Source organism: Mycobacterium sp. IDUB_37 (assembly GCF_055419245.1).
The window spans coordinates 193,136-214,055 of record NZ_JBVAXG010000006.1 but is presented as its reverse complement, the minus strand read 5'-3'; the positions used below and the strand labels follow the sequence as shown (position 1 = coordinate 214,055).

The following is a 20,920-nucleotide window of genomic DNA, read 5'->3' as shown; positions in this document are numbered from 1 at the left end:
ACGCCCCTTTAACCGACGGCTGGGAGCTGTGATGACCGAACGCATCGAGACCGATCGCACCATCGGCGCACCGGCCGCTGACATCTTCGCGCTGTTGAGCGACCCGCAGGGCCACGTGGCGATCGACTCGTCGGGGATGCTGCAAGACGCCGACGGCGATCCGGTGACTGCCGTCGGCGACAACTTCGTCGTGCATATGGACCGCGAGTCGCTCAACGACTTCCCGCAACTGGGTAAGTACGACGTGACGGTCGAGATCACCGAGTTCGAGCAAGATCGATTGATCGCGTGGACGGTTCTGGGCCAGCTGAAACCGCAGATCGGTCACGTCTACGGCTATCGCCTGCAGCCGACCGAGGATGCCAGTGCAACCGTGGTCACCTCGTTCTACGACTGGTCGAACATCGCTCCGACATGGCGCGAAGCCGGGATTTTTCCGATCATCTCCGAACTCGCATTGCGGGCGACTCTGGGCATCCTGGACCGGACCGTACGCCGGGGTTATCCGCAGAAATAGCCTCGCCGGCCCGATGGGCACGCCGGACCCGGTTACGCAGCGCTGTCGGGGCCGTTCGGTAGGGTCCTGCGAGTGAGTCCGACAGCCACCATCAAATCTGTAAATGCCCGTCTCGCTGAGGAACTGGCGGTAGCCGAGGGGCAAGTGATCGCCGCTGTCAAACTACTTGACGAAGGCGCCACCGTTCCTTTCATTGCCCGCTACCGCAAGGAGGTCACCGGGAGCCTGGACGACGGGCAGCTACGCACCCTCGAGGAGCGCCTGCGATATCTGCGTGAACTCGACGAACGGCGCGCCACGGTGCTGGCGTCGATCAAAGAACAGGGCAAGCTGACGGTCGCGTTGGCCGCGAACCTGCTGGCAGCCGATACCAAGGCCCGTGTCGAGGACATCTACCTGCCCTACAAACAAAAGCGTCGAACCAAAGCGCAGATTGCCCGCGAGGCAGGTCTGGAGCCCCTGGCCGATCGTCTGGTCGCCGACCCTACCCTCGTGCCCGAGGGGGCAGCCGCGGAATTCATCAATGACGACGTCGCTGACACCGCGGCCGCGCTGGAAGGCGCACGACACATCCTGATCGAGCGGGCTGCCGAGGACGCCGAGCTGGTCGGCGAAATTCGCGAAACATTCTGGGGCAGAGCAACTTTGCGGACCGCCCCAGCATCTGAAGCGGCAGCCGCCAGCGCCGAAGCGCAAAAGTTCCGCGACTATTTCGACTATTCCGAGTCACTGGAAACCATGCCGTCGCACCGGGTGCTGGCCGTGCTGCGCGGTGAAAAGGAGAAGGCCCTGACCTTCGACTTCGATGGCGGCGAGGACGGCGTGTACCAAGCCAGGATCGCGCAGTCGCTCGGCATTGATCTGTCGCGGCAGGCGGCCGCGAACCCAGGGCAGCGCTGGCTGTCCAGCACGGTCAGCTTCGCGTGGCGCGCCCGATTGATGTTCTCGGCATCGGTCGACGCCCGCATGCGGCTGCGCCAACGCGCCGAAGAAGAAGCGGTGGCGGTGTTCGCCAGGAACCTCAAGGATCTGCTGCTTGCCGCCCCGGCCGGAGCACGGACCACCCTTGGACTCGACCCCGGTTTCCGGACGGGTGTGAAGGTTGCGGTGGTCGACGGCACCGGCAAGGTGCTGGACACCTGCGCCATCTACCCCCATCAGCCACAGCGGCAGTGGGTCGCCTCCAAAGCGGCCCTTGCCGCACTGGTCGCTCGCCACGGCGTGGAGTTGATCGCGGTGGGCAACGGCACCGCATCGCGTGAAACGGACGCCCTGGCGAGCGAATTGATCGCAGACATCCGCAAGGCAAGTGCGGGTGCCTCGGTCAAGGCCCCGACGAAAGCGATGGTCAGCGAGGCCGGCGCGTCCGTCTACTCCGCATCGGCCTACGCGGCGCATGAATTACCAGACCTCGATGTGACGCTGCGCGGGGCGGTATCTATCGCCAGGCGCCTGCAAGACCCCCTCGCCGAACTGGTGAAGATCGAACCCAAGTCAATCGGGGTGGGCCAATATCAGCACGACGTGACCCCGGGAATCCTCGCGCGCAGCTTGGACGCCGTGGTTGAAGATGCGGTGAACGCCGTCGGGGTCGACCTGAACACCGCATCGGTTCCGCTGCTGTCCCGCGTATCGGGCATCACGGTGTCGCTGGCGGAGTCGATCGTCGCGCACCGTGACAAGGCCGGCGCATTCGCCAGCCGCCGTGCCCTGCTTGACGTTCCGCGCTTGGGCCCCAAAGCATTTGAACAGTGCGCGGGCTTCCTTCGCATCCGGGAAGGGGACGACCCACTCGACGCCTCGGGCGTCCACCCCGAGGCTTACCCGGTGGTCCGGCGCATCCTGGATCGCTCGGGAGTTGCACTGGCCGAAATCATCGGCGACGAACGCGCGTTGAGAAAACTTCGGCCCGGCGACTTCGCCGACGACCGGTTCGGCATCCCGACCGTGACCGACATCCTCGCCGAACTCGAGAAGCCAGGCCGCGACCCGCGCCCAGCCTTCACCTCCGCGACGTTCAAGACCGGCGTCGAAAAGATCGCTGACCTCAAGCCCGGAATGATCCTCGAAGGCGTGGTGACCAACGTCGCGGCGTTCGGTGCCTTCGTGGATGTCGGGGTTCACCAAGATGGGCTCGTGCATATCTCGGCGATGTCCGACCGCTACGTATCGGACCCGCATGCGGTCGTCAAATCCGGACAGGTGGTGCGGGTGAAGGTGATGGAGGTCGACGTCGAACGCCAGCGGATCGGACTCAGCCTGCGTCTCAACGACACTCCGCAGAAGGACAAGCGACCGGATCGCGCGCCCGCGGCGCGAGGCGGTCGTGACGGCAACCCGGGTGGTCAGCAGCGAAATGCTCAGCAGCCGCGGAATGCCCCGCGTCGAGACGACGGCCCGAGCGCCAACTCGATGGCACAGGCGTTGCGCGACGCCGGTTTCGGCCGCTGACGGCAAGCGCATCGTGGCCGTTCAGCCGGTGGATCTGCGGGACGCGTAGTACTACTCATCCGCGGTGGCCACCGGCTGGGCATGCTGGTCGAATGTCACTCGCTACAGTCATGCCCCGTCCGGCTGAGGTTTCCAAGGAGGCGGCACGCGGGCGCGACCGTGCCGTCGATGTCGCACGACTTGCTGCCCTCGTCGTCGTCATGTTCGGGCATTGCGCGTTGCTGCTCGCGACCATCGACTCCGACGGTGTGCGGATCGGCAATCTGCTTGGTGCGATACCGGCGATCACCCCGTTGACCTGGGTTGTCCAGGTGATGCCGCTGTTCTTCCTGGCCGGCGGCGCCGCCGGCGCCTACGGCTGGCAGCCCGACATGTCCTGGGGATCATGGCTGTTCACCCGCTCGCAGCGGCTGTGTCGACCCGCGTTCTGGTACTTGGCGGCATGGGCGGCGGCGCTGCTGGTGGTGCGAACCACCCTCGGGGCCGAGTCCGCGGCCGGACTCGGCCGGGAGTGCGTGGCGCTGCTGTGGTTCCTCGGCGTCTACCTGGTGGTGCTCGCTTTCGTGCCGGTGTTGGCCCGGATGCGGACGGGGCGCGCAGTTGGGGTGGTGGTGGCCGGGCTGCTGGTCGCGGCCACCGCGATCGACGGAATCCGGTTCGCCGTCGGGACTCCCGAATCCGGTGTTGCCAACTTCTTGACCGTGTGGTTGATTCCGGTGGCTCTCGGCGTTGCCTATGCGCGCAAGCTGATCAGCGCGCGCACGGCACTCGTCGTAGCTGCGGCTGCGTTCACCGCGCAGGTGCTGCTCGCAATCGCCGGCGTCTATGAGGTGTCGTTGGTGGTGACCGGCGCGGAGCGGATGTCCAATGTGTCGCCGCCGACGCTGTTGCTGGCGCTGCACTGCACCTGGATGTCGTGCGTGTTCATCGCCGCGGCGAGCCCGATCCGACGCTGGGCCGCACGGCCGCGGGTTTGGGGAGTGATTGCGGTAGGAAATGGGGGAGCGATGACGCTCTACCTGTGGCACATCCCGGCAATCGCCGTTGCCGCCGTCGGTCTGCACGCCGTCGGCCTGGATGCCTATGACGTGCACGCGCCCGGCTTCTGGGGGCTGCTGGCACTGCGGGCGGTGGTGTTCGCCGGCGTCATGGCCGTGTTGTTCCGATTGCTCTCGCCGCTCGAGCACCGGCGGCTGCCGTGGTGGGACGCCGCGGTTCGCCCCGCTGGTCTTCGGGCCACCATTGCCGGCGCACTGATCTGCGTCGCGGGTGTGGCCCTTGTTCTGCTGGCGAAGAACGGGCTCACCGGTTTCGACGGCTGGACGGCGCTGGGCTGCTTCGTGGGTGCGGCGATGGCCGCGCGAGTCAGCGCCGGGCTGCGGTATCCCGCGCCATCTGTGAGTTCGGAGCTGCCCAGTCGGTCGACACCTTCCGGTGCTTGATCAGCCAGTTATCGCCGTCCGGGACCAGGACGTCGCGATAACGACCGAAATGGTCGAGGCCGATCTGGGTGAGCACGGTGAAGTACGACGAGACATGTGCGCGCTCCGGGGTCAGGTCGGTGAACACCAGATTGGCCAGGTTGTGCCGGACGATGGGTTTGACGGCCAGCGTGGCGGCATCGGCGCCACCGACGCTGCTGACGACGCCGCCGAGAAATGACGCGATTTCAGATCGGCCGCAAAGCGACTGCAGGCCGCGGACCTCGAGCACACCGTCCGCGCAGAACGTAGCGGCGAGGTCGTCGACGCGGCCGGCGTCACCTGACCAGTTATACCGTGCCAGCGTGTCTCGAATCTGTTCGCGGGCAACAAGTTCCCACATCTGCATGCTGGCTCCTTAACCGAGCGGGCGGTTCTTTCGGACTCCGCCGTACAGGCCCACCCGGACGATGAGCGGCATCACGACGTGTTCAACCGACCACAGCGGGAAGCGGAACGCGTGACCGGTGGGGAAGAAAACTTCCAACCCGTCGGGCTGGATTCCGACCAGCGAACCCCATCGGCGCGTCGGCGCTTTGAAGGCGGCCATTGGACGTCCCGCGAACATTGCGCGAATGTTGCTGGCCACCAGCGCATCTCCGCGATTGCGGGCTGAGCTGCGAAGCGGATCGGTGGCCGCGACGTCGCCGATCGCGAACACATCCCGATGGCCGGGTGCCCACAGCTCGGGTGTGACGCGGACGAAGCCGCGCTCATCGAGCAGTTCCGGTGGTAGCCAGTCGGTGTTGGGTTGCACCCGCCCGATCGCCCACAGCACGGCGTCCGCCACGGCCGGGGTTTGTCCGGTGCTCCACCGGACCGGCTCGCTGGTTATTGCCTCGCCAACGAAACCGTCCGTGACGACGGCGCGGTGCCCTGGATGCAATCCCACACCTAATTCAGTCAATCGGCTGTGCACCCGCTTCCAGATCCGCGGGTGGTACTCGCCCAGTGGGCGTTCGCCGGGAAAGTACAGGTCGATCCGCTTATCTGGCCAGGTGGCGGCCAAGTTCACCGCGCTGCTGACCGCGGCAGCGCCACCGCCCACCACGATCACCGACTTCACGCTGCCCAGTTGTTCGTGCGCCGCGTAGAGGTGCGCGCCGATCTCGGCGGCCGACTGCAGCGTGGGCTGCCGCCAGAAACCATTGCTGACGCCGGTCGAGATGACCAGGGCATCGTAGTCCTCGGCGATGGTTGCGCCATTCTCATTGCGGCCGAATACTTTTCGTGCCGCCAGGTCCACTCCGGTCAACTCGGCCTGAACGGTTCGGACCCTGTCCAATCGGCGAAACCTGTCGAACGGAATCCAGTAGTCCCGCGCCCAGTCGTCGGGACGGGCGAGTCGAACCCCGAGTTCCTGACCGCTCACCAAGCCGGGCTTGACTGAGATTCCGACGACGTCGGCGTGCTTGGCCAGGCGGATCGCGGTAAGCAGTCCGACGTCGCCCAGGCCCGCGACGACGATGCGTTTGCGGCTCATCCAGGGTCTTTCCGTGGGGGTCGGGGCACAAATCGCGGCACTCTATCGACGACCTTCTGATAGGAGGGACGTCGCTGCAGACTGCGCGTCTCCATCATCGGAATGCTGGCTCCGAGGAACATCGCCAGCATCGCGGCCGCCCCGACGAACAACCACCACGCATCCGAGGGCGACGCCGCCACCCCGAACAGCGCGAGGGCGAACCAGAAACTGAACTCGCCGAAGTAGTTTGGATGCCGAGACCAACTCCACAGCCCATGGTCCATCGCCTCACCGGGGCGGCGGTCCCGGACGAAGCGGTGCATTTGCACATCGGCGACCAGTTCAAGGGCCACCGCCGCCACGCCGACTACGAAGGCCAAGATCGTCAGCCATTTGATGTCGCTGCCGACGTGGGTCACGCAGACGTAGACCGGCAGCATGCCCGCGAACACCTGCACGGTGGGAATGAGGTGAATCGCGACGAGGTCGACGAGGAACTCCAGTCGTCCCGCGCGTTCTTTGAACATCGGGTAGCGCCAGTCTTCGTGGTGCAGGCCGGGAAAGCCGTAAACCCAGTTGGCGGTGAGACGCACGGCCCACAACATCATCACCACCGCCACCAGCCAACAGCGCAGTTGGTCGACACCGGGCGGGGCCTGACTCCACCAGTAGAAGAGCAGCACCGGGGGAATGACGCTCCAGTACGCGTCGTAAAAGCTCGAGTTGCGATAGATCCGACTGAATGCGAACACCACCAGAGTGGCCAGCACGTCCGCGATGAAGGTGTCCAACCACAGCCGTCCGGTGGTCGGGCCCCACACCAGCCAAGCAGCGGCCACACCAATTGCAATCACGTACGCGACCGTGACCAGCGTCAGGGATCGCGCCTTGCCAACTGTTGTCGTCATGGTAACCAATTCACCTTTACGACTGAGCTTTTCGTCGGGCAGCAACCATTGGATCTCCTCGTACCCAATGCCCGGTCGACCCGGACGCGTGGCCGCGGTTGGCAGAACTGTAACACGTTCTATTTGGCGCACAAGGCGAAAGCTAGGGCGCCGGCGACTCGTGGGCAACAGCCTGGTAGCCGCGGGCGCCGGCGCGGTCGACGGCGGCCTTGACGACACCGAATACGAGTCCCTGCAAACCCGCGCCAACCAGGGCGGAGCGAGTGGAATTGCGCAGATCTTTGGGATCCGGCGGGGCCTGGTCGTCGTCGCTGACACGCTTCCAGATCTGGCTGAAGACCGCGCCGGCCAGCAAACCGCCCGTCACACTCGTGGCCACGGAGAGCGGCAGGTACAGGGCTTTCGACGTTGAGCTCATGACAATCCTTACTCTGAGGCGGTTTGTCTGTTGATACCCAGTGGCCCCGGACCGAATCGGTTTCAGCGCTTCATCGCATGGGCACTGGCGCGGGTCGTTTCTCGGCGATCAACCGCTCGCCGAGGTCGTAGTCGTCGTCGGCGTTGTAGGTCAGAACGCCGACCGTCGCCTCCGCTGACTCGTACCAAACCGTGAACCCATTGGGCTGGCTGATCATCCGGCTTCGCTGGTAGCCGTCTCCCCACGCGTGGTACTTCAGGGTGGCGTCGCCGATCGTGGTCCAGAAGCCCGGTACCGCATCCCAGTCCGAGCTCTGACCTGCCGCGGATGCGCCGGCGATCGTGCCTTGCTCGATGGCGTCCTGCCAGTGCTCAACAGCCAGGTGACGTCCGGCGACCGCGTGTCGGGCGAACGCGACGTAACCCGCGGCGTACACGTCCCGTTCGGAGCTGCCCATGTCGGAGCCGACCATGATGCGTTCGTCGCGGACTTGCAGACCTGCCTCGACAGCGATGCGACTTTGCGGTGTGACACCGGTGGCGGCGACAACGAGATCGCAGTGGATGGTGACGCCGTTGTCCAGACTGACACCGGCCTCGGTGATTTCCTTAACGTTGACCCCACCGACGTGACGTGCACCCGTGTCGACCAGCAGATCCCGGAGCCGACTGGCTGCTTCGCTGCCAAGCCGGGGTTCCTGCGGAAGTCGCTCGGGGGCAACCAAAGTCACCGCTATGTCGCGCATTGCCAGCGACGCGGCGGCTTCACAGCCAATGAAGCCAGAGCCGATCACGACCGCGGAGGTGGCGCCCTCCGCGGCACTGCGTAGTGCGCTAGCGTCGCCCAGCGACCGCAACAGCAGGGCACGTTCTGTGCCAGGCACCGGTGGCGCGGCGGGTGAAGCACCACACGCCAGGATCAGCTTTTCAAACCGATGTTGTTGACCGCCGACGTACACGGCGCGCTCGGCCAGGTCCAGTCGGTCGACCGTTTCGGCCAGGTCCAGGGTGATTGCCCGATCAGTGAACCACTGCGCGGGATGCAGGTTCACGTCGTCGGTCTGGCCTCGTAGATATTCCTTGCTCAAGGGAGGTCGGAAGTAGGGTATGCCGCTATCGGAGCTGAGAATCCGCACCTTTGCGTCCGAATTGTGGGCGCGAAAGGATTCCGCCGCCGCGACACCCGCAGGTCCGCTGCCGATGATGATCAATCCGGGTTCGGTCACCACCGAGCGGTACCCGTCGCGGGTCCGCTCAACCAGACCATTAGGCGCGGCGCCAAACTCGGCACGGTGGCCACCGCTTTCGGGGCCAACAACTCGACCGTTGGAGTCAGCGCCATCGGCGCCGGCAATATCGCCAGTATCGCTAATACCGTTGCGACTTCGGGCGGCGACAACAACGGTGTCGGAGCCAGCGCCGTGGGCGTCGGCGCGAATACCGCCCAGGTCGCCACCGCCATCGTCGCCGGCAACGGCGCCGGAGCTAAGGCGTTCAAAGGCGTCATCAACCTGGCTATCGCCGCCGGCGACCGGCTGTCGGCGCTTGCCGGGCCGGGTAGCTTCCACGTGGACATCCGACCGCTGTTCGGATGAATCCGACAGGGGGCTGTTGGCAATTACTGCTTGTCAACCCTTTCGGCGATCTGATTGGCGAGCCTGACCCCGACGTCTCCGGGGTCTTTGCCCGCACACGCGCTGACATCGATCGCGACGTTGTTGCGGACGGTCAATACTCGCTGACACGTTCCGCGAATACTGTTGGTGCCCTGTGCCATAAACATGCTTACCGGGGTGCTCAAGGTCGCGTTCGCAGTCGACAGCGCTCCAACCTTCCAGTTCACTTCGGAGCTTTCCGCGTTGCTGGGGGTGGTGAACTGGTGGTCGGAGCAGGCCGGCCAGGCCTTCGCAGCGGCGGTGAAGAAGGCGCTCGCCTCGGCAGCAGAGGGGAATAACACCACCGCCTGGGCGAACTCGGGATCCATCTCGCCGATACCCGGGGTGGAGGTGGGTGCCGCCTCGTCACGGTCGCGAACGGCGGCGTTGCCGCTGCCGGCATACACGCTGGCCTCAGCCGGGCCGTAGGCATACATGCATTCACCGGGCCATTTCCAGCCCTGCGGCCATTTCTTGGCGCTGTTGTCGGGCATCTTGTCGATCTTTTCCTTCGGCGACATTCCGGTGACGCCCATGGCTGTGTCAATTTCGGCCGAGGTCAACAGCAGCGTTTCGAGGGCGGCCTCGGCTACCGGAGTCCGGGTTGCCGTTGTGGCAGAACTATTTTCGCGGTTGCCATGCTCGCCAGCACAAGCGGTGACAAGAATTCCGGCGGCGGTCGCAGCGAGTGCCGCGGTGAGGTGACGCATGGCTTGATCGTCCTTCGTGCGTGCAGTTGATCATCAAGCATTTGCGTGACCCGACGCGTCTGCTGACCGGTTTCGGCCGGATGGAGCATATACCGCGTGTTATTCGGACAAATCGGACAGCTGCAGCAGCACTATCGCACGGCCTTGGACGGTGATTCTGTCCTTCGCCCGGAGCTCTCCGCTCTGCTCGACTTGGCCGGTAGGAGTTGATGTTTCGAGTACCGGTGTCCAGCCGGGGCCGAATTCGTCCGGGGGAAGAACGAAATCAATCGGTTCGTGGTGCGCGTTGAAACACAGCACAAATGAATCGTCGGTGATGCGCTGCCCACGCGCATCGGTGCCGGGAATGCCCAGTCCGTTCAGATAGACCGCCACCGATTTGCCGAAGCCGCTGTCCCAGTCTTCGTCGCTCATTTCCGAACCGTCCGGACGGAACCACGAGATGTCGGGTATGCCCTCGGAACCACGGTGCCGCAGTGGAGCTCCGGTGAAAAATCGGCGACGGCGAAATACCGGATGCGCAGCGCGCAGCGCTGTCACCGAACTGGTGAACTCGATGAGGTCGGTGTCCGCGGCCTCCCAGTCGATCCAGGTCAGCTCCGAGTCCTGGCAGAAGCCGTTGTTGTTGCCGTTCTGGGTCCGGCCGAGCTCATCGCCGTGGCAGATCATTGGAACACCTTGCGCCAGAACGGTAGTCATCAGGAAGTTGCGCTGTTGGCGGGCGCGCAAGGCGTTGATCTCCGCGTCGTCCGTCGGGCCTTCGGTGCCGCAGTTCCAGGACCGGTTGTGTGACTCGCCGTCGTTGTTGTCTTCGCCGTTGGCCGCGTTGTGTTTCTCGTTGTACGACACCAGGTCTCGTAGCGTGAAGCCATCGTGAGCGGTGACGAAATTGATGGAGGCCACCGGTCGGCGCGCGGTGTGTTCGTAGAGGTCGGCCGAACCGGAGATGCGGGAAGCGAACTCGCTGAGAATTGCGTCCTCGCCGCGCCAGAAGTCGCGGATGGAGTCGCGGAACTTGCCGTTCCATTCGGTCCACTGGGGCGGAAAGTTGCCCACCTGATAGCCGCCGGGCCCGACGTCCCACGGTTCGGCAATCAGCTTGACCTGGCTGACAATCGGATCCTGTTGCACCAGTTCGAAAAAGGCCGACAGCCGATCGACGTCGTAGAACTCGCGGGCCAGGGTCGAGGCCAGGTCGAAGCGGAACCCGTCGACGTGCATCTCGGTGACCCAGTAGCGCAGCGAATCCATGATCAGTTGCAAGGTGTGCGGGTGGCCGACGTTGAGGCTGTTGCCGGTTCCGGTGTAGTCCATGTAGTACCTCCGGTCGTCGTCGACCAGACGGTAGTAAGCGGCGTTGTCCATACCGCGCATCGAGAGGGTGGGACCCATGTGGTTGCCCTCGGCGGTGTGGTTGTAGACGACATCGAGGATCACCTCGATATTGGCCTCGTGCAGCGCGCGGACCATAGCCTTGAATTCTTGTACCTGGCCCCCGGGGATATTGGTGGCGGTGTACTTGAAATCGGGAGCGAAGAAACCAATCGTGTTGTAGCCCCAGTAGTTTGACAGTCCCTTGTCGATCAGCGTGGAATCGTTGGCGAAGTGGTGCACGGGCATCAACTCGATCGCATTCACGCCCAGGCCGGTGAGGTGGTCGATGATCGCCGGGTGGGCGATGGCCGAGTAGGTGCCCCGGATGCGCTCGGGAATACCGGGATGCGTTTGGGTGAGGCCTTTGACGTGGGCCTCGTAGATGATGGTGTCGGAATACTCGTGGCCCGGTGGGCGGTCCACGCCCCAGTCGAAGTAGGGGTTGATCACCACCGATTTGGGCATGTTTGCCGCTGAATCTTCGTCGTTGCGGCTGTCTGGGTCACCGAAGTTGTAACTGAACAGCGACTGGTCCCACTGGAAGCTTCCGTCGATCGCTTTCGAGTATGGGTCCACCAGCAGCTTGTTCGGGTTGCATCGCTGACCGTTGTCGGGGTCGTAGGGGCCGTGGACCCGGAATCCGTAGCGCTGACCCGGCTGGACACTGGGCAGGAATGCATGCCAGATGAAGCCGTCGATTTCCGGCAGTGCGATCTTGCTTTCGTTGCCGTCGTCGTCGAACAGGCACAACTCAACCTGCTCGGCCACTTCGCTGAATACCGCGAAATTCGTTCCCGATCCGTCGTACGTCGCACCGAGCGGATAAGCCTTGCCCGGCCACACTTCCGTCCGGTCCTGGTCATCGGTAACCACGGTGCCTCCTGTTTGCTCGCGGGACGTTAGTGAACGCACAGAACACCGGCGGTCGCGCTCTGTATATCCGCTGTGACTGCGGATTAAGCATGAGTTGGCTCTCAGTTCGGTTTCCGACCCTAGTCACAGCCGGGGCCGTGACGATGGTCAGCGGTCCCGGGCGATCGACGTTGGTTAGCCGAAAGGTGTTGTGCAAAAGCACTCTTCGGATTTCGTTCGTGGGCCGACCCAGGCTGCACGGTTGCGACACGGTCACGGACACATACCTATTGGCTGCTCACACGTCACAACAGCCTCAACGCTCACTATCGTCACATCAACAACTGCGGACGTCAATGCGTCCGACCGCTCGAGAGGTGCGACATGCCGGCGATTCCTCGCTTCGTTTCGGTATCGCTGGCTGCCACGGCAGCTATCGGACTAGTCCTTCCCATCAGCCTCGCGCCCTCCGCATCGGCCCTGCCGTGCAGTGCTCCGGAAGCCAACATCGCACCCCCGGCGAACGCCGTGGTGACAAACCCGGGGGGCAAGGTCCTCGGCCCGTTGAATAAGCGGCCGCGTGGCGCGAACGATCGCGCGCCGTTACCCAGGGTGGGTCCGCTGCAGCGCGGCGTGCAACCCGGTAGGACCTACTCCGCACCTCTGCAACAGCAGGCGCGGGTCCCGAATGCCAATCCAAATCCACCTGCCCCTGCACCGCCTGCCGCGGCGGCGCAGCCCCCAGCCGACCAACTGACTCCGGACGCGGCGGCTGCCGCCGCCCCGCCACCAAATCCGGCTCCCGCGCCCGAAGCGGCTCCGGTGCCTGAAGCGGTACCACCGCCCGGCGCGCCGGATTCCGTTGACGCACTCGGGGGTTCCAACACCTCGCTCGTCGAGTGGGTGACCGGGCCCGACGGCCCAAACAAGACCTTGGAGCGCTTCGGCATCTCCGGAACCGACCTCGGAATCCTCTGGGACAACGGCGATCCTGCCAACCATCAGGTGCTGATGGCATTCGGTGACACCTTCGGCTACTGCGCCGTGCATGGCGACCAATGGCGTTACAACGTGCTGTTCCGCAGCACCGATCAAGATCTGTCGCACGGACTCCACGTCGCCACCGGCGATCCGTCCAACCGGTACGCCGGCTCGCCGACCCAGCAGCCGGGCTTCTCCCGCCAGGTCATCAACAGCATCAAGTACGCAAAAGAAGAGACGGGGATCATCCCGACCGCCGCCGTTTCCGTCGGGAAGACGCAGTACATCAACTTCATGTCCATCAAGGACTGGGGCCGCGATGGCGAGTGGTGGACCAACTACTCGGGCATCGCCATGTCCACCGACAACGGCCAGAACTGGTCGGTCTACCCCGGGACCATCCGCGCAAACGGACCTGACGCCGCGCGGGTTCCGTATGTCGAGGGGAACGAGAACTTCCAGATGGGTGCCTACGTCAAGGGGGGCGACGGCTACCTGTACTCGTACGGCACGCCGAATGGCCGCGGCGGTGCCGCGCACCTGTCGCGAGTGCAGCCGCGCTTCATCCCGGACCTCACCAAGTACGAATACTGGAATGGCGATTCGAACTCTTGGGTCCCGAACAGGCCGTCGGCGGCCACGCCGGTCATCCCGGGCCCGGTCGCCGAAATGTCGGCCCAGTACAACACCTATCTCAAGCAGTACCTGGTGATGTACACCAACGGCGCCAACGATGTCGTGGCCAGGACTGCGCCGGCGCCGCAAGGGCCGTACAGCCCAGAGCACCTGCTCGTGTCGAACTTCTCGATGCCTGGCGGCGTCTACGCGCCGATGATGCACCCCTGGACGACGGGCAAGGACGTGTACTTCAACCTGTCGCTGTGGTCGGCATACGACGTGATGTTGATGCACACCTCGCTTGGGTGAACCGCGGTCGGGGGCTGATCAGGCCCTGAATGGCCGGTTGGTCCAGTCCCGACCCGGCTGCCGCGCTGAGCGGAACCAGCCGCCCGCCGCTCCGGTGCCGCCGTCCGTCGGGATCGTGTGACCGGTGACGAACGACGACAGGTCCGAGGCAAGAAAGAGAATCACCCGGGCCTGATCCTCGGGCAGCCCCATCCGCGCCATCGGGACCCACTGCGGCCACTGTGCCTGCTCTTCGGCGGACAGCCATTGCGAATAAGGCACCTGCAGCGACTCGGTGACGTCCGGCCCGATCGCGTTGACTCGCACGCCGTCGCGGCCGACCTGCACCGCCAGACTGCGGGTGAAGTGGATTACCGCCGCTTTGAAGGCGGCATAGACCGGATCCTCCGGGTAGCCGCGCAGCCCCTCCACCGACGAGACATTGATGATCGCGCCGCTGCCCTGGTCGAGCATCGCCGGCAGTATGGCCCGGGTGACGAGGAATACGTGGTGCAGGTTCACCCGGTACAACTCGTCCCACAGTTGCGGGTCGGTGCCGGCGAAGCTGCCCGGATGCCGCACCCAGTGGCCCACGTTGTTGACCAGGACATCAACCCGCCCATAGTGGGTCGAAACCGTGCGCGCCAACGCCGCGACCTGATCTGGGTCCCGCACGTCGACGACGACCGCCAGCGCCGATCCGCCCGAATTGGTGATGTCGTCGGCGGTCTGGTGTGCGCGGTCGGCATCGATGTCGGCGACCACCACCCTGGCCTGGTGCTGGGCGAACAATCGTGAGGTCGCCGCTCCGATCCCACCACCACCGCCGGTCACCACGGCGACACGGTCGATCAACAACTCGCCGGCTGACTCCACGAGTCGGACGCTACCGGTCGATGATGCCGTCGAGCATCAGCCGACTGGCCGCCCGCACGGCACCCGCACGCGCATCGGTGTCCAGCGCCGGATTGAGACTCATCATCGCCAAGCCGAGGATCATGCCGACCACCGCCCGGGCGGTGGACGTGGCATCGAGGTCCGGGCGGAGATAGCCGCGCTCACGGCCGTGCTCGTAGTAACCGGCCGTGACGACGACGGCGAAGTCGAACAGCGCATCGACACGTTGCCGCAGTTCGGTGTCGATGCTGGCCGCCTCGATGAGAATGAGCCGCACCACATTGAGGTCGCGGGTGATCCCGGCCAAGGCGGCGGCGATGCGGGTGACCTGGTCACGGTAGTCATCAAGGTTGTCAGCGGCCTGTGGCGCGTTCTCGGCGGCCAGAGCGGCAGTAGATCTGTCGATGACGGTGCTGATGACCTCGTCGAGTATCGCGCGCTTGTTGTCGAAGTGTCGGTAGAAGGTGGAGTGCCCGATCCCTACCCGCTTGGCGATGTCCGCCACCCCGGCCTCGTGGTAGCCCGACTCGGCGAACACCTCGATTGCCGCGTCGATGATCTCTTCCCGCAGCTGCAGCTTTCGGCGTTGCGCGTAGGAGGGGCGTGTCACTGCGACAGGATACTTGATTCTGAAACGGAATCGTGATTCCGTAGCGAAGAAGTCACTCCCATCCATTGTTGTAAGGGGTCTTGCCAATGACGGCATCCATCAGCACCAACAGTTCAGTCGACCCGGTTGCGGGCAAGCTCGCGAGATTGCAGGCCATCGCCGCAATCGACCCGCAGGCCGCCCAGGACGCGGCGTGGGCATGGATCGAGCGCATCGGTGAGGGACTTCCCGGGCACACCGCCGAAATCGAACTCGCTGAACTGTTCAGCGCCGGCGCACCCGCTGAGGTAGACGGGCAGACCGAGGGCATGTTGGTCGGTTTCACCACGCCGGACGCCGATCTCGACCGTGGTGGCCGGTCGGTGCGGGGCATCGCCAGCTTCGTGACCACCCAACTCGGGCTGATGCCGTGGCTGGGCAAGAAATTCGACCGTGCGGCACAGCGCGGAACGAACTCGGTCAACTTCACCGCGGTTCTGTTCGCCAAGCTGCTGGCGCCGAGCTACAAGATGCGCCGGGCCGGCGACCACTGGGAGGGCTTCGACATGCTCAACCGGGTCGAGGACAGCGTGATCGCCGCCGCGACCAGGGTGTTGGTGCTCGACTACGAGACGATCGGGACCAACCCGTGGCCGATCAACCGTGTCCGGGACGAAGCGGTCCAGATCGCGCCCGGCGTCTATCTCGGCGCCAAGATCTGGCACCAGCGCAACGGGTACCGTCTGCTGGCTTACTGGGCGGCCAAGTCTCCGATCGCGGTCTGAGATGACGCCGATCAAGCTCGCGGGCGCCACCGTCGCTATCACCGGCGGTGCCCGCGGCATCGGCTTGGCCACCGCAAAAGCCTTTGCGGCCAAAGGGTCTCGTGTCTTCATCGGCGATCTTGACGCCGACCTGGCGGCCACCGCAGCCGAGGAGTTCGGTGGCCGCGGGTTCGGACTGGACGTGCGCTCCCGAGAATCGTTCGGCCAGTTTCTCGAGGCGGTCGACACCCCACTGACGGTCCTGGTCAATAACGCCGGAATTATGCCCGCGGGCCGCTTTGTCGACGAGGACGACGCGGTGATCGACGCGATCATCGACATCAACACCAAGGGCGTGTTGATCGGATCCAAACTTGCCCTGCCCGGCATGCTCGACCGCCGCAACGGCCATATCGTTAATGTCAGTTCGTATCTCGGCAAGCTGCCCGCCGCCGGACTGGCGACGTACTGCGCAAGTAAATACGCGGTCGTCGGATTCAGCGAAGCCCTTCGTGACGAGCTCGCCGGTTCTGGCGTCACGGTCTCAGTCGTGCTGCCCTCGGCCGTCCGCACCGAGTTGACCGCCGGTGTCCAGTTGGGCGGCCTGCTACCTACCGTGGATCCCGAAGACATCGCGAATTCGGTTGTTGCGACGTGCAGCCACCGCCGGGCCGTGGTGGCCGTACCAGCCTGGATGCGTGCCTACGAAGCCACCGCCGCCACGATTCCGGACAAGGTCGTCGGCGCCGTACGTGGTCGCCTCACTCGCGAACGCGTTTTACGAGGTCTCAACAATGACGCCCGATCTGTCTATGAGAAACGGGTACGCGCCACCGGCAAGAAGTGACACGCAAAATCTCTGCGGTTAAACAGCATTGAAGTTCTGTGCATACCCTCGCGTTAACCTGTTGAATTGGTGGGTATTTGGGCGGGGAGTTCAATTGTGCGCAACGTCACCGGGGTCCGATGAACTTTGTTCCGGCGCCGCTACGTGGGCTTAGGCATGACCGTAAGCACACATTTCGTATCCGCAAACCCGGACACTCGACCCAGGCGCGGTGCTCCGTCCATCGCCGGCACTGCGGTGGCGTTCCCGCCGCACCGCTACAACCAGGAACAGGTGGCGCGTGAGCTCACCCGGGTCACCGGCCCGGAGTTCATGCGTTTTGCCCATACCGCCGGCGTCGACGAGCGCAGTCTGGCGCTCCCGTTGTCGCGCTATCCCGAACTGACCGGCTTCACCGAAGCCAACGACGCCTATATCGAGGTGGCTACGGACCTTGGTGAGCGAGCGATACTCTCGGCGATCGCCGCGGCGGATGTGGAACCGCACGAGGTCGACGCCATCTTCACGGTGTCGAGCACTGGGCTGGCGGTGCCCACCATTGACGCGCGACTGATGTCGCGCGTCGGCCTGCGGTCGGATGTCAAACGGGTGCCGATCTTCGGGCTCGGCTGCGTCGCGGGTGCCGCCGGGATGGCACGCGTTCACGACTATCTGCGTGGTTTTCCCGGCGATGTCGCAGTGTTGCTGTCGGTTGAATTGTGTTCGTTGACGTTGCAGCGCGAGGACACCTCGATCCCGGCGTTGATCGGCGTCTGCCTCTTCGGGGACGGTGCCGCGGCAGTGGTTGCCACCGGTGCTGATCGAAAAGCGAAGTGCGCCAGCCTAAATAGCGAGCCTCGCATTTTCGCCACACGTAGCCGGGTACTGCCCGACACCGTCGACGTAATGGGCTGGAATGTCAGCTCGAGCGGGTTTCAGCTCGTGTTGTCGCGCGACGTCCCAAAGATGGCCGATGACTTTTTGCGTGACGAGGTCGATCTGTTTCTCGCCGATCATGGCCTGTCGATTGCCGATATCTCTACATGGGTGTGTCATCCCGGTGGTCCCAAGGTGCTCGACTCGATTCAGAACGTGCTGTGCCTGTCGCCGGCAACGCTGTCGCACAGCCGAAACTCGATGCGGCAGAACGGCAATATCTCCTCGGCGTCGGTGCTCGATGTGTTAAGCCGCACGCTCGCCGAGTCTTCGCCGGGGGTCGGCTCCTACGGTGTGATGCTCGCGATGGGTCCCGGCTTCAGCTTCGAGCTGTTGCTGCTTGGCTGGTGACTCTGACGGCGACGGGAGTGTCTCACTCGTCATTTGATCCAACTAGTGAAAGGGTGGACCAGTGACGTCGCCGCCGAGACCGCCGAGCAGCCCTGCAGCTGCCCAGGCTCCGTTCGGATAAATGTGTTCATCCGCGACGAGCTCTTCGCCGCTGTCGACGGCTGGCGAGGGATAGAAGCCGCCGACCGGCTCTGTGAGGCGTGTGTAGTCCTCTTCGACATCGACGCGGCGGCGATTTCGCTCGTTTTCGACGGCGCGAGCAGTGGGACATTCGGATCAAGCGGCCCGTCGGCGCGAATCTATGACGAACTGCAATTCACCCTCGGCGAAGGTCCATGTCTGGAGTCTGTCGCGCAACAGGCCCCCGTTATGGTCGTCGACCTTGCCGATCCCGAGGAATATCGCTGGCCTGCGTACGGACCGGCCATGTTGTCTCATCACATCAGAGGCGTATACGCGGTACCCATCGTGGTAGCCGGTGAGTATGTCGGTGCCCTCGACCTATTCCGCGCACGGCCCGGCCACTTGCTCACCGACGATGTCAGCGGCGCGGCAACTGCTGCCGAGCTCGCCGGCGTCCCGTTGCTGGATCTGATGGACGCCGACTTGCAGGCCGCCATTGCCGAGCCCGACAGCACCGCCTGGGTGGAACTCAACATGTTGTGCCGGGCCGAGGTCAGCCAGGCCACCGGCATGTTGGTCGCCCAGTTGTCCCTGGACCCGACCGAAGCGCTGGTCCGGCTGCGCGCCCACGCATACAGCACCGGGCGCAGTGCTACCGACGTTGCGCGCGACATCCTCGACCGCCGCCTGACACTTGAGGCCGACTGATGAATGGGCGCCACGGGAACCCGCCAGAAAGAAGAGCATCGTGACCGAGATACCTCGTGAAACCCAGGTGTTGAACGCCGTCGTTTCGCTGGTCGACAGCTTGCTCGACGATTTCGATGTTGTCGAGCTGCTGACCGGCCTCACCGAGCGCTGCGCTGAGCTGTTGGACGTGGCGGCTGCCGGATTTCTGCTCGCCGACCCGCTGCGGCAGCTCCGGCTTTTGGCCGCCACCTCGGAGGAGGCCCGCGAACTCGAGCTGTACCAACTGCAAGCCGACGAAGGCCCGTGCGTCGACTGTTATCTCAGCGGTCAACCGGTCTCGGTCGCCGACATCCGCACCGCCACGGACCGGTGGCCACGGTTCGTTCCGGCTGCGGTCGATGCGGGCTTCGCCTCCGTGCACGCAATCCCGATGCGCGCCGCCGGCATCGTGTTAGGCGCACTGGGATTGTTCGGCGCCCGCCCCGGCCAACTCGATGAATCAGATCTGCTTGTTGGTCAGACGTTGGCCCACGTAGCGTGCGTCGCGATCTTGCAAGAACGTCCACCCACAATCGCGACGGTGCTACCTCCGCTGCGCTCTGCGCTGACCAACCGCGTCGTGGTCGAGCAGGCCAAGGGCTTGATTCGGCAGATGCTGGATGTGTCGGTAGAGGACGCGTTCCAGTTGTTGCGCACGTACGCTCGCGTCAACGGCGACCATCTGACCGAGGTGGCCCGCAAACTGATGACCGACCGGTACTCCCGGATACTGATCGTGGCGGAAATGGCCGAACTTCTGGCCGCGGAGTAGAGGTCAACCGCGGCGGGCGCGGGCGCGCCGAACGGCTTCTTCGACCAATCGCTCGGCCACCACGTTCAGCTTGACGTTCTCGGTTTGACTGGCGTGGGTGAGTCGTTCGAACGCTTCTTCCGGGCTGGTGCCCGACCGGCTACGGATGATGCCGATTGCCTGATCGATCACCGACCGACTCTCCAGCGCCCGCTGTAGCCGCGTTGTCCGTTCGTGGGCGCTGACCAGCAACTGCGCGTTGTATACCGACACGGCCGCCGGTATGGCGAATCGGGAGCCCAACTGCACGGCATACTCGCCGAACGCGTCGCGTTGCTTCGCGTAGGCATTGATCGAGCCGATCACTTGGTCGCCGACGACCAACGGCAACGCCAGCGCGGAGTGCATGCGCATTCGGGCCACCCTGCCACCGAAGTGCGGCCAACGGGCATCGCTGCCCAATGATCCGCTCACGGTGACCCGCCGCGACTGCATGCAGGTAATGCCTGGGCCTTCGTGCAGTTCGTTGTACTGAATGGAGTCGATATCGTGCACCAGTATCTCGGTCGCCGCCCAGGTTCGAATGCTGGTTGGACCGTGCTTGGGTTCGACGAGCGCAACGCCCGCGCCCTGAGCGCCGGGAATCGACTGAGCAGCAAACTCGGCAACGTCACCGAGTAGGTCGATCACGCCCTGCGCGCGGGATATGATCCCGGCGACTCCGCGGAGGCCGGCATACAGGTCAGCCTCGTCGGCTTCCCGCTGGCTGGTGGAGATTTCGGGTTGCGGTGGCGTCGCGCGGCCGGGCTGCGAATCGAACTCAGTCAACTGCCCCTCCTACCGGGCAAACGCCATTACTGGCAAATCTACTCTCCGCTCGGTCGAGATTCATCTGCCGATCAGCAGCGACGAGGAAATTCCTTGGCGTGATCTTCATCAGCTCAGCACCGAAATGCGTTGGCACGGGTAAGGAGCCGACCATGCACAGGTCGCGGGACGGCGGCCAGCTCACGATCACGTCGCTGTCGAGGTCCATGTTTTTGAGCCGTTGTACATCGCCTCGGCGGTCCTGCGCTGCTTCCGTTGGTGGCTACGAAGGCGTTCAGCAGCCCATGCGCGCAGATCTCGTCAGCGGGTGTGAAGATCACCGGTAGACGTTATGCATGGGACTCCGTCAGCATCGATCCTGCCAGCTACCGGCTTGGCTGGTTGTTTAGATACCGCACGGCGGGGACCT

General features: G+C 64.4%; 20 protein-coding genes. 10 read left to right on the top strand and 10 right to left on the bottom strand.

The features are described from left to right. The first annotated feature begins 31 nt into the window (after positions 1 to 31). From ACZY1I_RS21370 to ACZY1I_RS21360, 3 genes are all read left to right on the top strand, one after another. Positions 32 to 517 (top strand): SRPBCC family protein, encoded by a 486-nt coding sequence (locus ACZY1I_RS21370; RefSeq protein WP_463756779.1) that lies wholly within the window; start codon positions 32 to 34, stop codon positions 515 to 517. Between the two features lie 90 nt (positions 518 to 607). Continuing rightward, entirely contained in the window at positions 608 to 2,968 is a 2,361-nt protein-coding gene (locus tag ACZY1I_RS21365) for a Tex family protein (RefSeq protein ID WP_463757159.1), read from the top strand. Between the two features lie 92 nt (positions 2,969 to 3,060). Further along, positions 3,061 to 4,410, top strand: a complete 1,350-nt coding sequence (locus tag ACZY1I_RS21360; RefSeq protein WP_463756776.1) for an acyltransferase family protein — start codon at positions 3,061 to 3,063, stop codon at positions 4,408 to 4,410. On the opposite strand, the gene ACZY1I_RS21355 is transcribed toward ACZY1I_RS21360, so the two are convergent. The 5 genes from ACZY1I_RS21355 to ACZY1I_RS21335 all read right to left on the bottom strand — a co-directional run bounded on the left by ACZY1I_RS21355 (position 4,334) and on the right by ACZY1I_RS21335 (position 8,465). After that, positions 4,334 to 4,798: a nuclear transport factor 2 family protein gene (locus tag ACZY1I_RS21355; RefSeq protein WP_463756773.1), complete on the bottom strand. Its 465-nt coding sequence runs from the start codon at positions 4,796 to 4,798 to the stop codon at positions 4,334 to 4,336. The genes ACZY1I_RS21360 and ACZY1I_RS21355 overlap by 77 nt on opposite strands. 9 nt (positions 4,799 to 4,807) lie before the next feature. After that, positions 4,808 to 5,932 (bottom strand): NAD(P)/FAD-dependent oxidoreductase, encoded by a 1,125-nt coding sequence (locus ACZY1I_RS21350; protein ID WP_463756771.1) that lies wholly within the window; start codon positions 5,930 to 5,932, stop codon positions 4,808 to 4,810. After that, the gene (locus ACZY1I_RS21345; protein WP_463756768.1) at positions 5,929 to 6,822 is read right to left on the bottom strand and encodes a DUF1295 domain-containing protein; all 894 of its coding nucleotides are present in this window, start codon (positions 6,820 to 6,822) and stop codon (positions 5,929 to 5,931) included. The genes ACZY1I_RS21350 and ACZY1I_RS21345 overlap by 4 nt, the downstream gene beginning before the upstream one ends. A gap of 142 nt (positions 6,823 to 6,964) precedes the next feature. Then, positions 6,965 to 7,240: a DUF4235 domain-containing protein gene (locus ACZY1I_RS21340; RefSeq protein ID WP_463756766.1), complete on the bottom strand. Its 276-nt coding sequence runs from the start codon at positions 7,238 to 7,240 to the stop codon at positions 6,965 to 6,967. A gap of 70 nt (positions 7,241 to 7,310) precedes the next feature. After that, on the bottom strand, positions 7,311 to 8,465 hold the full coding sequence (locus ACZY1I_RS21335) for an NAD(P)/FAD-dependent oxidoreductase (RefSeq protein ID WP_463756763.1): 1,155 nt from the start codon (positions 8,463 to 8,465) through the stop codon (positions 7,311 to 7,313). A 66-nt stretch (positions 8,466 to 8,531) separates the two neighbouring features. Here ACZY1I_RS21335 and ACZY1I_RS21330 point away from each other — a divergent pair, with 66 nt between their 5' ends. Continuing rightward, positions 8,532 to 8,834: a hypothetical protein gene (locus tag ACZY1I_RS21330; RefSeq protein WP_463756760.1), complete on the top strand. Its 303-nt coding sequence runs from the start codon at positions 8,532 to 8,534 to the stop codon at positions 8,832 to 8,834. A gap of 23 nt (positions 8,835 to 8,857) precedes the next feature. On the opposite strand, the gene ACZY1I_RS21325 is transcribed toward ACZY1I_RS21330, so the two are convergent. Both ACZY1I_RS21325 and glgX read right to left on the bottom strand, forming a co-directional pair. Next, a complete protein-coding gene (locus ACZY1I_RS21325; RefSeq protein WP_463756758.1) occupies positions 8,858 to 9,604 on the bottom strand; it encodes a sensor domain-containing protein in 747 nt (248 codons plus the stop codon). A gap of 99 nt (positions 9,605 to 9,703) precedes the next feature. Next, a complete protein-coding gene (gene glgX, locus ACZY1I_RS21320) occupies positions 9,704 to 11,851 on the bottom strand; it encodes a glycogen debranching protein GlgX (protein WP_463756755.1) in 2,148 nt (715 codons plus the stop codon). A 363-nt stretch (positions 11,852 to 12,214) separates the two neighbouring features. Between glgX and ACZY1I_RS21315 the strand changes: the two genes are divergently transcribed. Then, positions 12,215 to 13,738, top strand: a complete 1,524-nt coding sequence (locus ACZY1I_RS21315; protein WP_463756752.1) for a DUF4185 domain-containing protein — start codon at positions 12,215 to 12,217, stop codon at positions 13,736 to 13,738. 18 nt (positions 13,739 to 13,756) lie between these two features. Here the strand turns inward: ACZY1I_RS21315 and ACZY1I_RS21310 are convergent, their stop codons facing one another. Together ACZY1I_RS21310 and ACZY1I_RS21305 are read right to left on the bottom strand one after the other, a co-directional pair. Then, complete coding sequence (locus ACZY1I_RS21310) at positions 13,757 to 14,593, bottom strand: SDR family NAD(P)-dependent oxidoreductase (protein ID WP_463756748.1); 837 nt, start codon at positions 14,591 to 14,593, stop codon at positions 13,757 to 13,759. A gap of 10 nt (positions 14,594 to 14,603) precedes the next feature. Further along, positions 14,604 to 15,224 (bottom strand): TetR/AcrR family transcriptional regulator, encoded by a 621-nt coding sequence (locus ACZY1I_RS21305; RefSeq protein WP_463756746.1) that lies wholly within the window; start codon positions 15,222 to 15,224, stop codon positions 14,604 to 14,606. 86 nt (positions 15,225 to 15,310) lie between these two features. On the opposite strand from ACZY1I_RS21305, the gene ACZY1I_RS21300 reads away from it, so the two are divergent. The 5 genes from ACZY1I_RS21300 (at position 15,311) to ACZY1I_RS21280 (ending at position 19,704) form a co-directional block, all read left to right on the top strand. Continuing rightward, positions 15,311 to 15,988, top strand: a complete 678-nt coding sequence (locus tag ACZY1I_RS21300; RefSeq protein ID WP_463756744.1) for a hypothetical protein — start codon at positions 15,311 to 15,313, stop codon at positions 15,986 to 15,988. Between the two features lies 1 nt (position 15,989). Next, complete coding sequence (locus ACZY1I_RS21295; RefSeq protein ID WP_463756742.1) at positions 15,990 to 16,814, top strand: SDR family oxidoreductase; 825 nt, start codon at positions 15,990 to 15,992, stop codon at positions 16,812 to 16,814. A gap of 156 nt (positions 16,815 to 16,970) precedes the next feature. Then, the gene (locus tag ACZY1I_RS21290) at positions 16,971 to 18,080 is read left to right on the top strand and encodes a type III polyketide synthase (RefSeq protein WP_463756739.1); all 1,110 of its coding nucleotides are present in this window, start codon (positions 16,971 to 16,973) and stop codon (positions 18,078 to 18,080) included. Between the two features lie 123 nt (positions 18,081 to 18,203). Continuing rightward, the gene (locus ACZY1I_RS21285; RefSeq protein ID WP_463757157.1) at positions 18,204 to 18,911 is read left to right on the top strand and encodes a GAF and ANTAR domain-containing protein; all 708 of its coding nucleotides are present in this window, start codon (positions 18,204 to 18,206) and stop codon (positions 18,909 to 18,911) included. A gap of 40 nt (positions 18,912 to 18,951) precedes the next feature. Then, entirely contained in the window at positions 18,952 to 19,704 is a 753-nt protein-coding gene (locus ACZY1I_RS21280) for a GAF and ANTAR domain-containing protein (RefSeq protein WP_463756737.1), read from the top strand. A gap of 3 nt (positions 19,705 to 19,707) precedes the next feature. On the opposite strand, the gene ACZY1I_RS21275 is transcribed toward ACZY1I_RS21280, so the two are convergent. Continuing rightward, a complete protein-coding gene (locus ACZY1I_RS21275; protein WP_463756734.1) occupies positions 19,708 to 20,511 on the bottom strand; it encodes a GAF and ANTAR domain-containing protein in 804 nt (267 codons plus the stop codon). Positions 20,512 to 20,920 lie beyond the last annotated feature (409 nt).

Excerpts from the sequence above, each read along its gene's own strand:
- ACZY1I_RS21325 (WP_463756758.1), bottom strand. The coding sequence starts at position 9,604 with ATGCGTCACCTCACCGCGGCACTCGCTGCGACCGCCGCCGGAATTCTT.
- ACZY1I_RS21290 (WP_463756739.1), top strand. The coding sequence starts at position 16,971 with ATGACCGTAAGCACACATTTCGTATCCGCAAACCCGGACACTCGACCC.
- ACZY1I_RS21300 (WP_463756744.1), top strand. The coding sequence starts at position 15,311 with ATGACGGCATCCATCAGCACCAACAGTTCAGTCGACCCGGTTGCGGGC.
- ACZY1I_RS21370 (WP_463756779.1), top strand. The coding sequence starts at position 32 with ATGACCGAACGCATCGAGACCGATCGCACCATCGGCGCACCGGCCGCT.
- ACZY1I_RS21355 (WP_463756773.1), bottom strand. The coding sequence starts at position 4,798 with ATGCAGATGTGGGAACTTGTTGCCCGCGAACAGATTCGAGACACGCTG.
- ACZY1I_RS21350 (WP_463756771.1), bottom strand. The coding sequence starts at position 5,932 with ATGAGCCGCAAACGCATCGTCGTCGCGGGCCTGGGCGACGTCGGACTG.
- ACZY1I_RS21360 (WP_463756776.1), top strand. The coding sequence starts at position 3,061 with ATGTCACTCGCTACAGTCATGCCCCGTCCGGCTGAGGTTTCCAAGGAG.
- ACZY1I_RS21295 (WP_463756742.1), top strand. The coding sequence starts at position 15,990 with ATGACGCCGATCAAGCTCGCGGGCGCCACCGTCGCTATCACCGGCGGT.
- ACZY1I_RS21340 (WP_463756766.1), bottom strand. The coding sequence starts at position 7,240 with ATGAGCTCAACGTCGAAAGCCCTGTACCTGCCGCTCTCCGTGGCCACG.
- ACZY1I_RS21345 (WP_463756768.1), bottom strand. The coding sequence starts at position 6,822 with ATGACGACAACAGTTGGCAAGGCGCGATCCCTGACGCTGGTCACGGTC.
- ACZY1I_RS21315 (WP_463756752.1), top strand. The coding sequence starts at position 12,215 with ATGCCGGCGATTCCTCGCTTCGTTTCGGTATCGCTGGCTGCCACGGCA.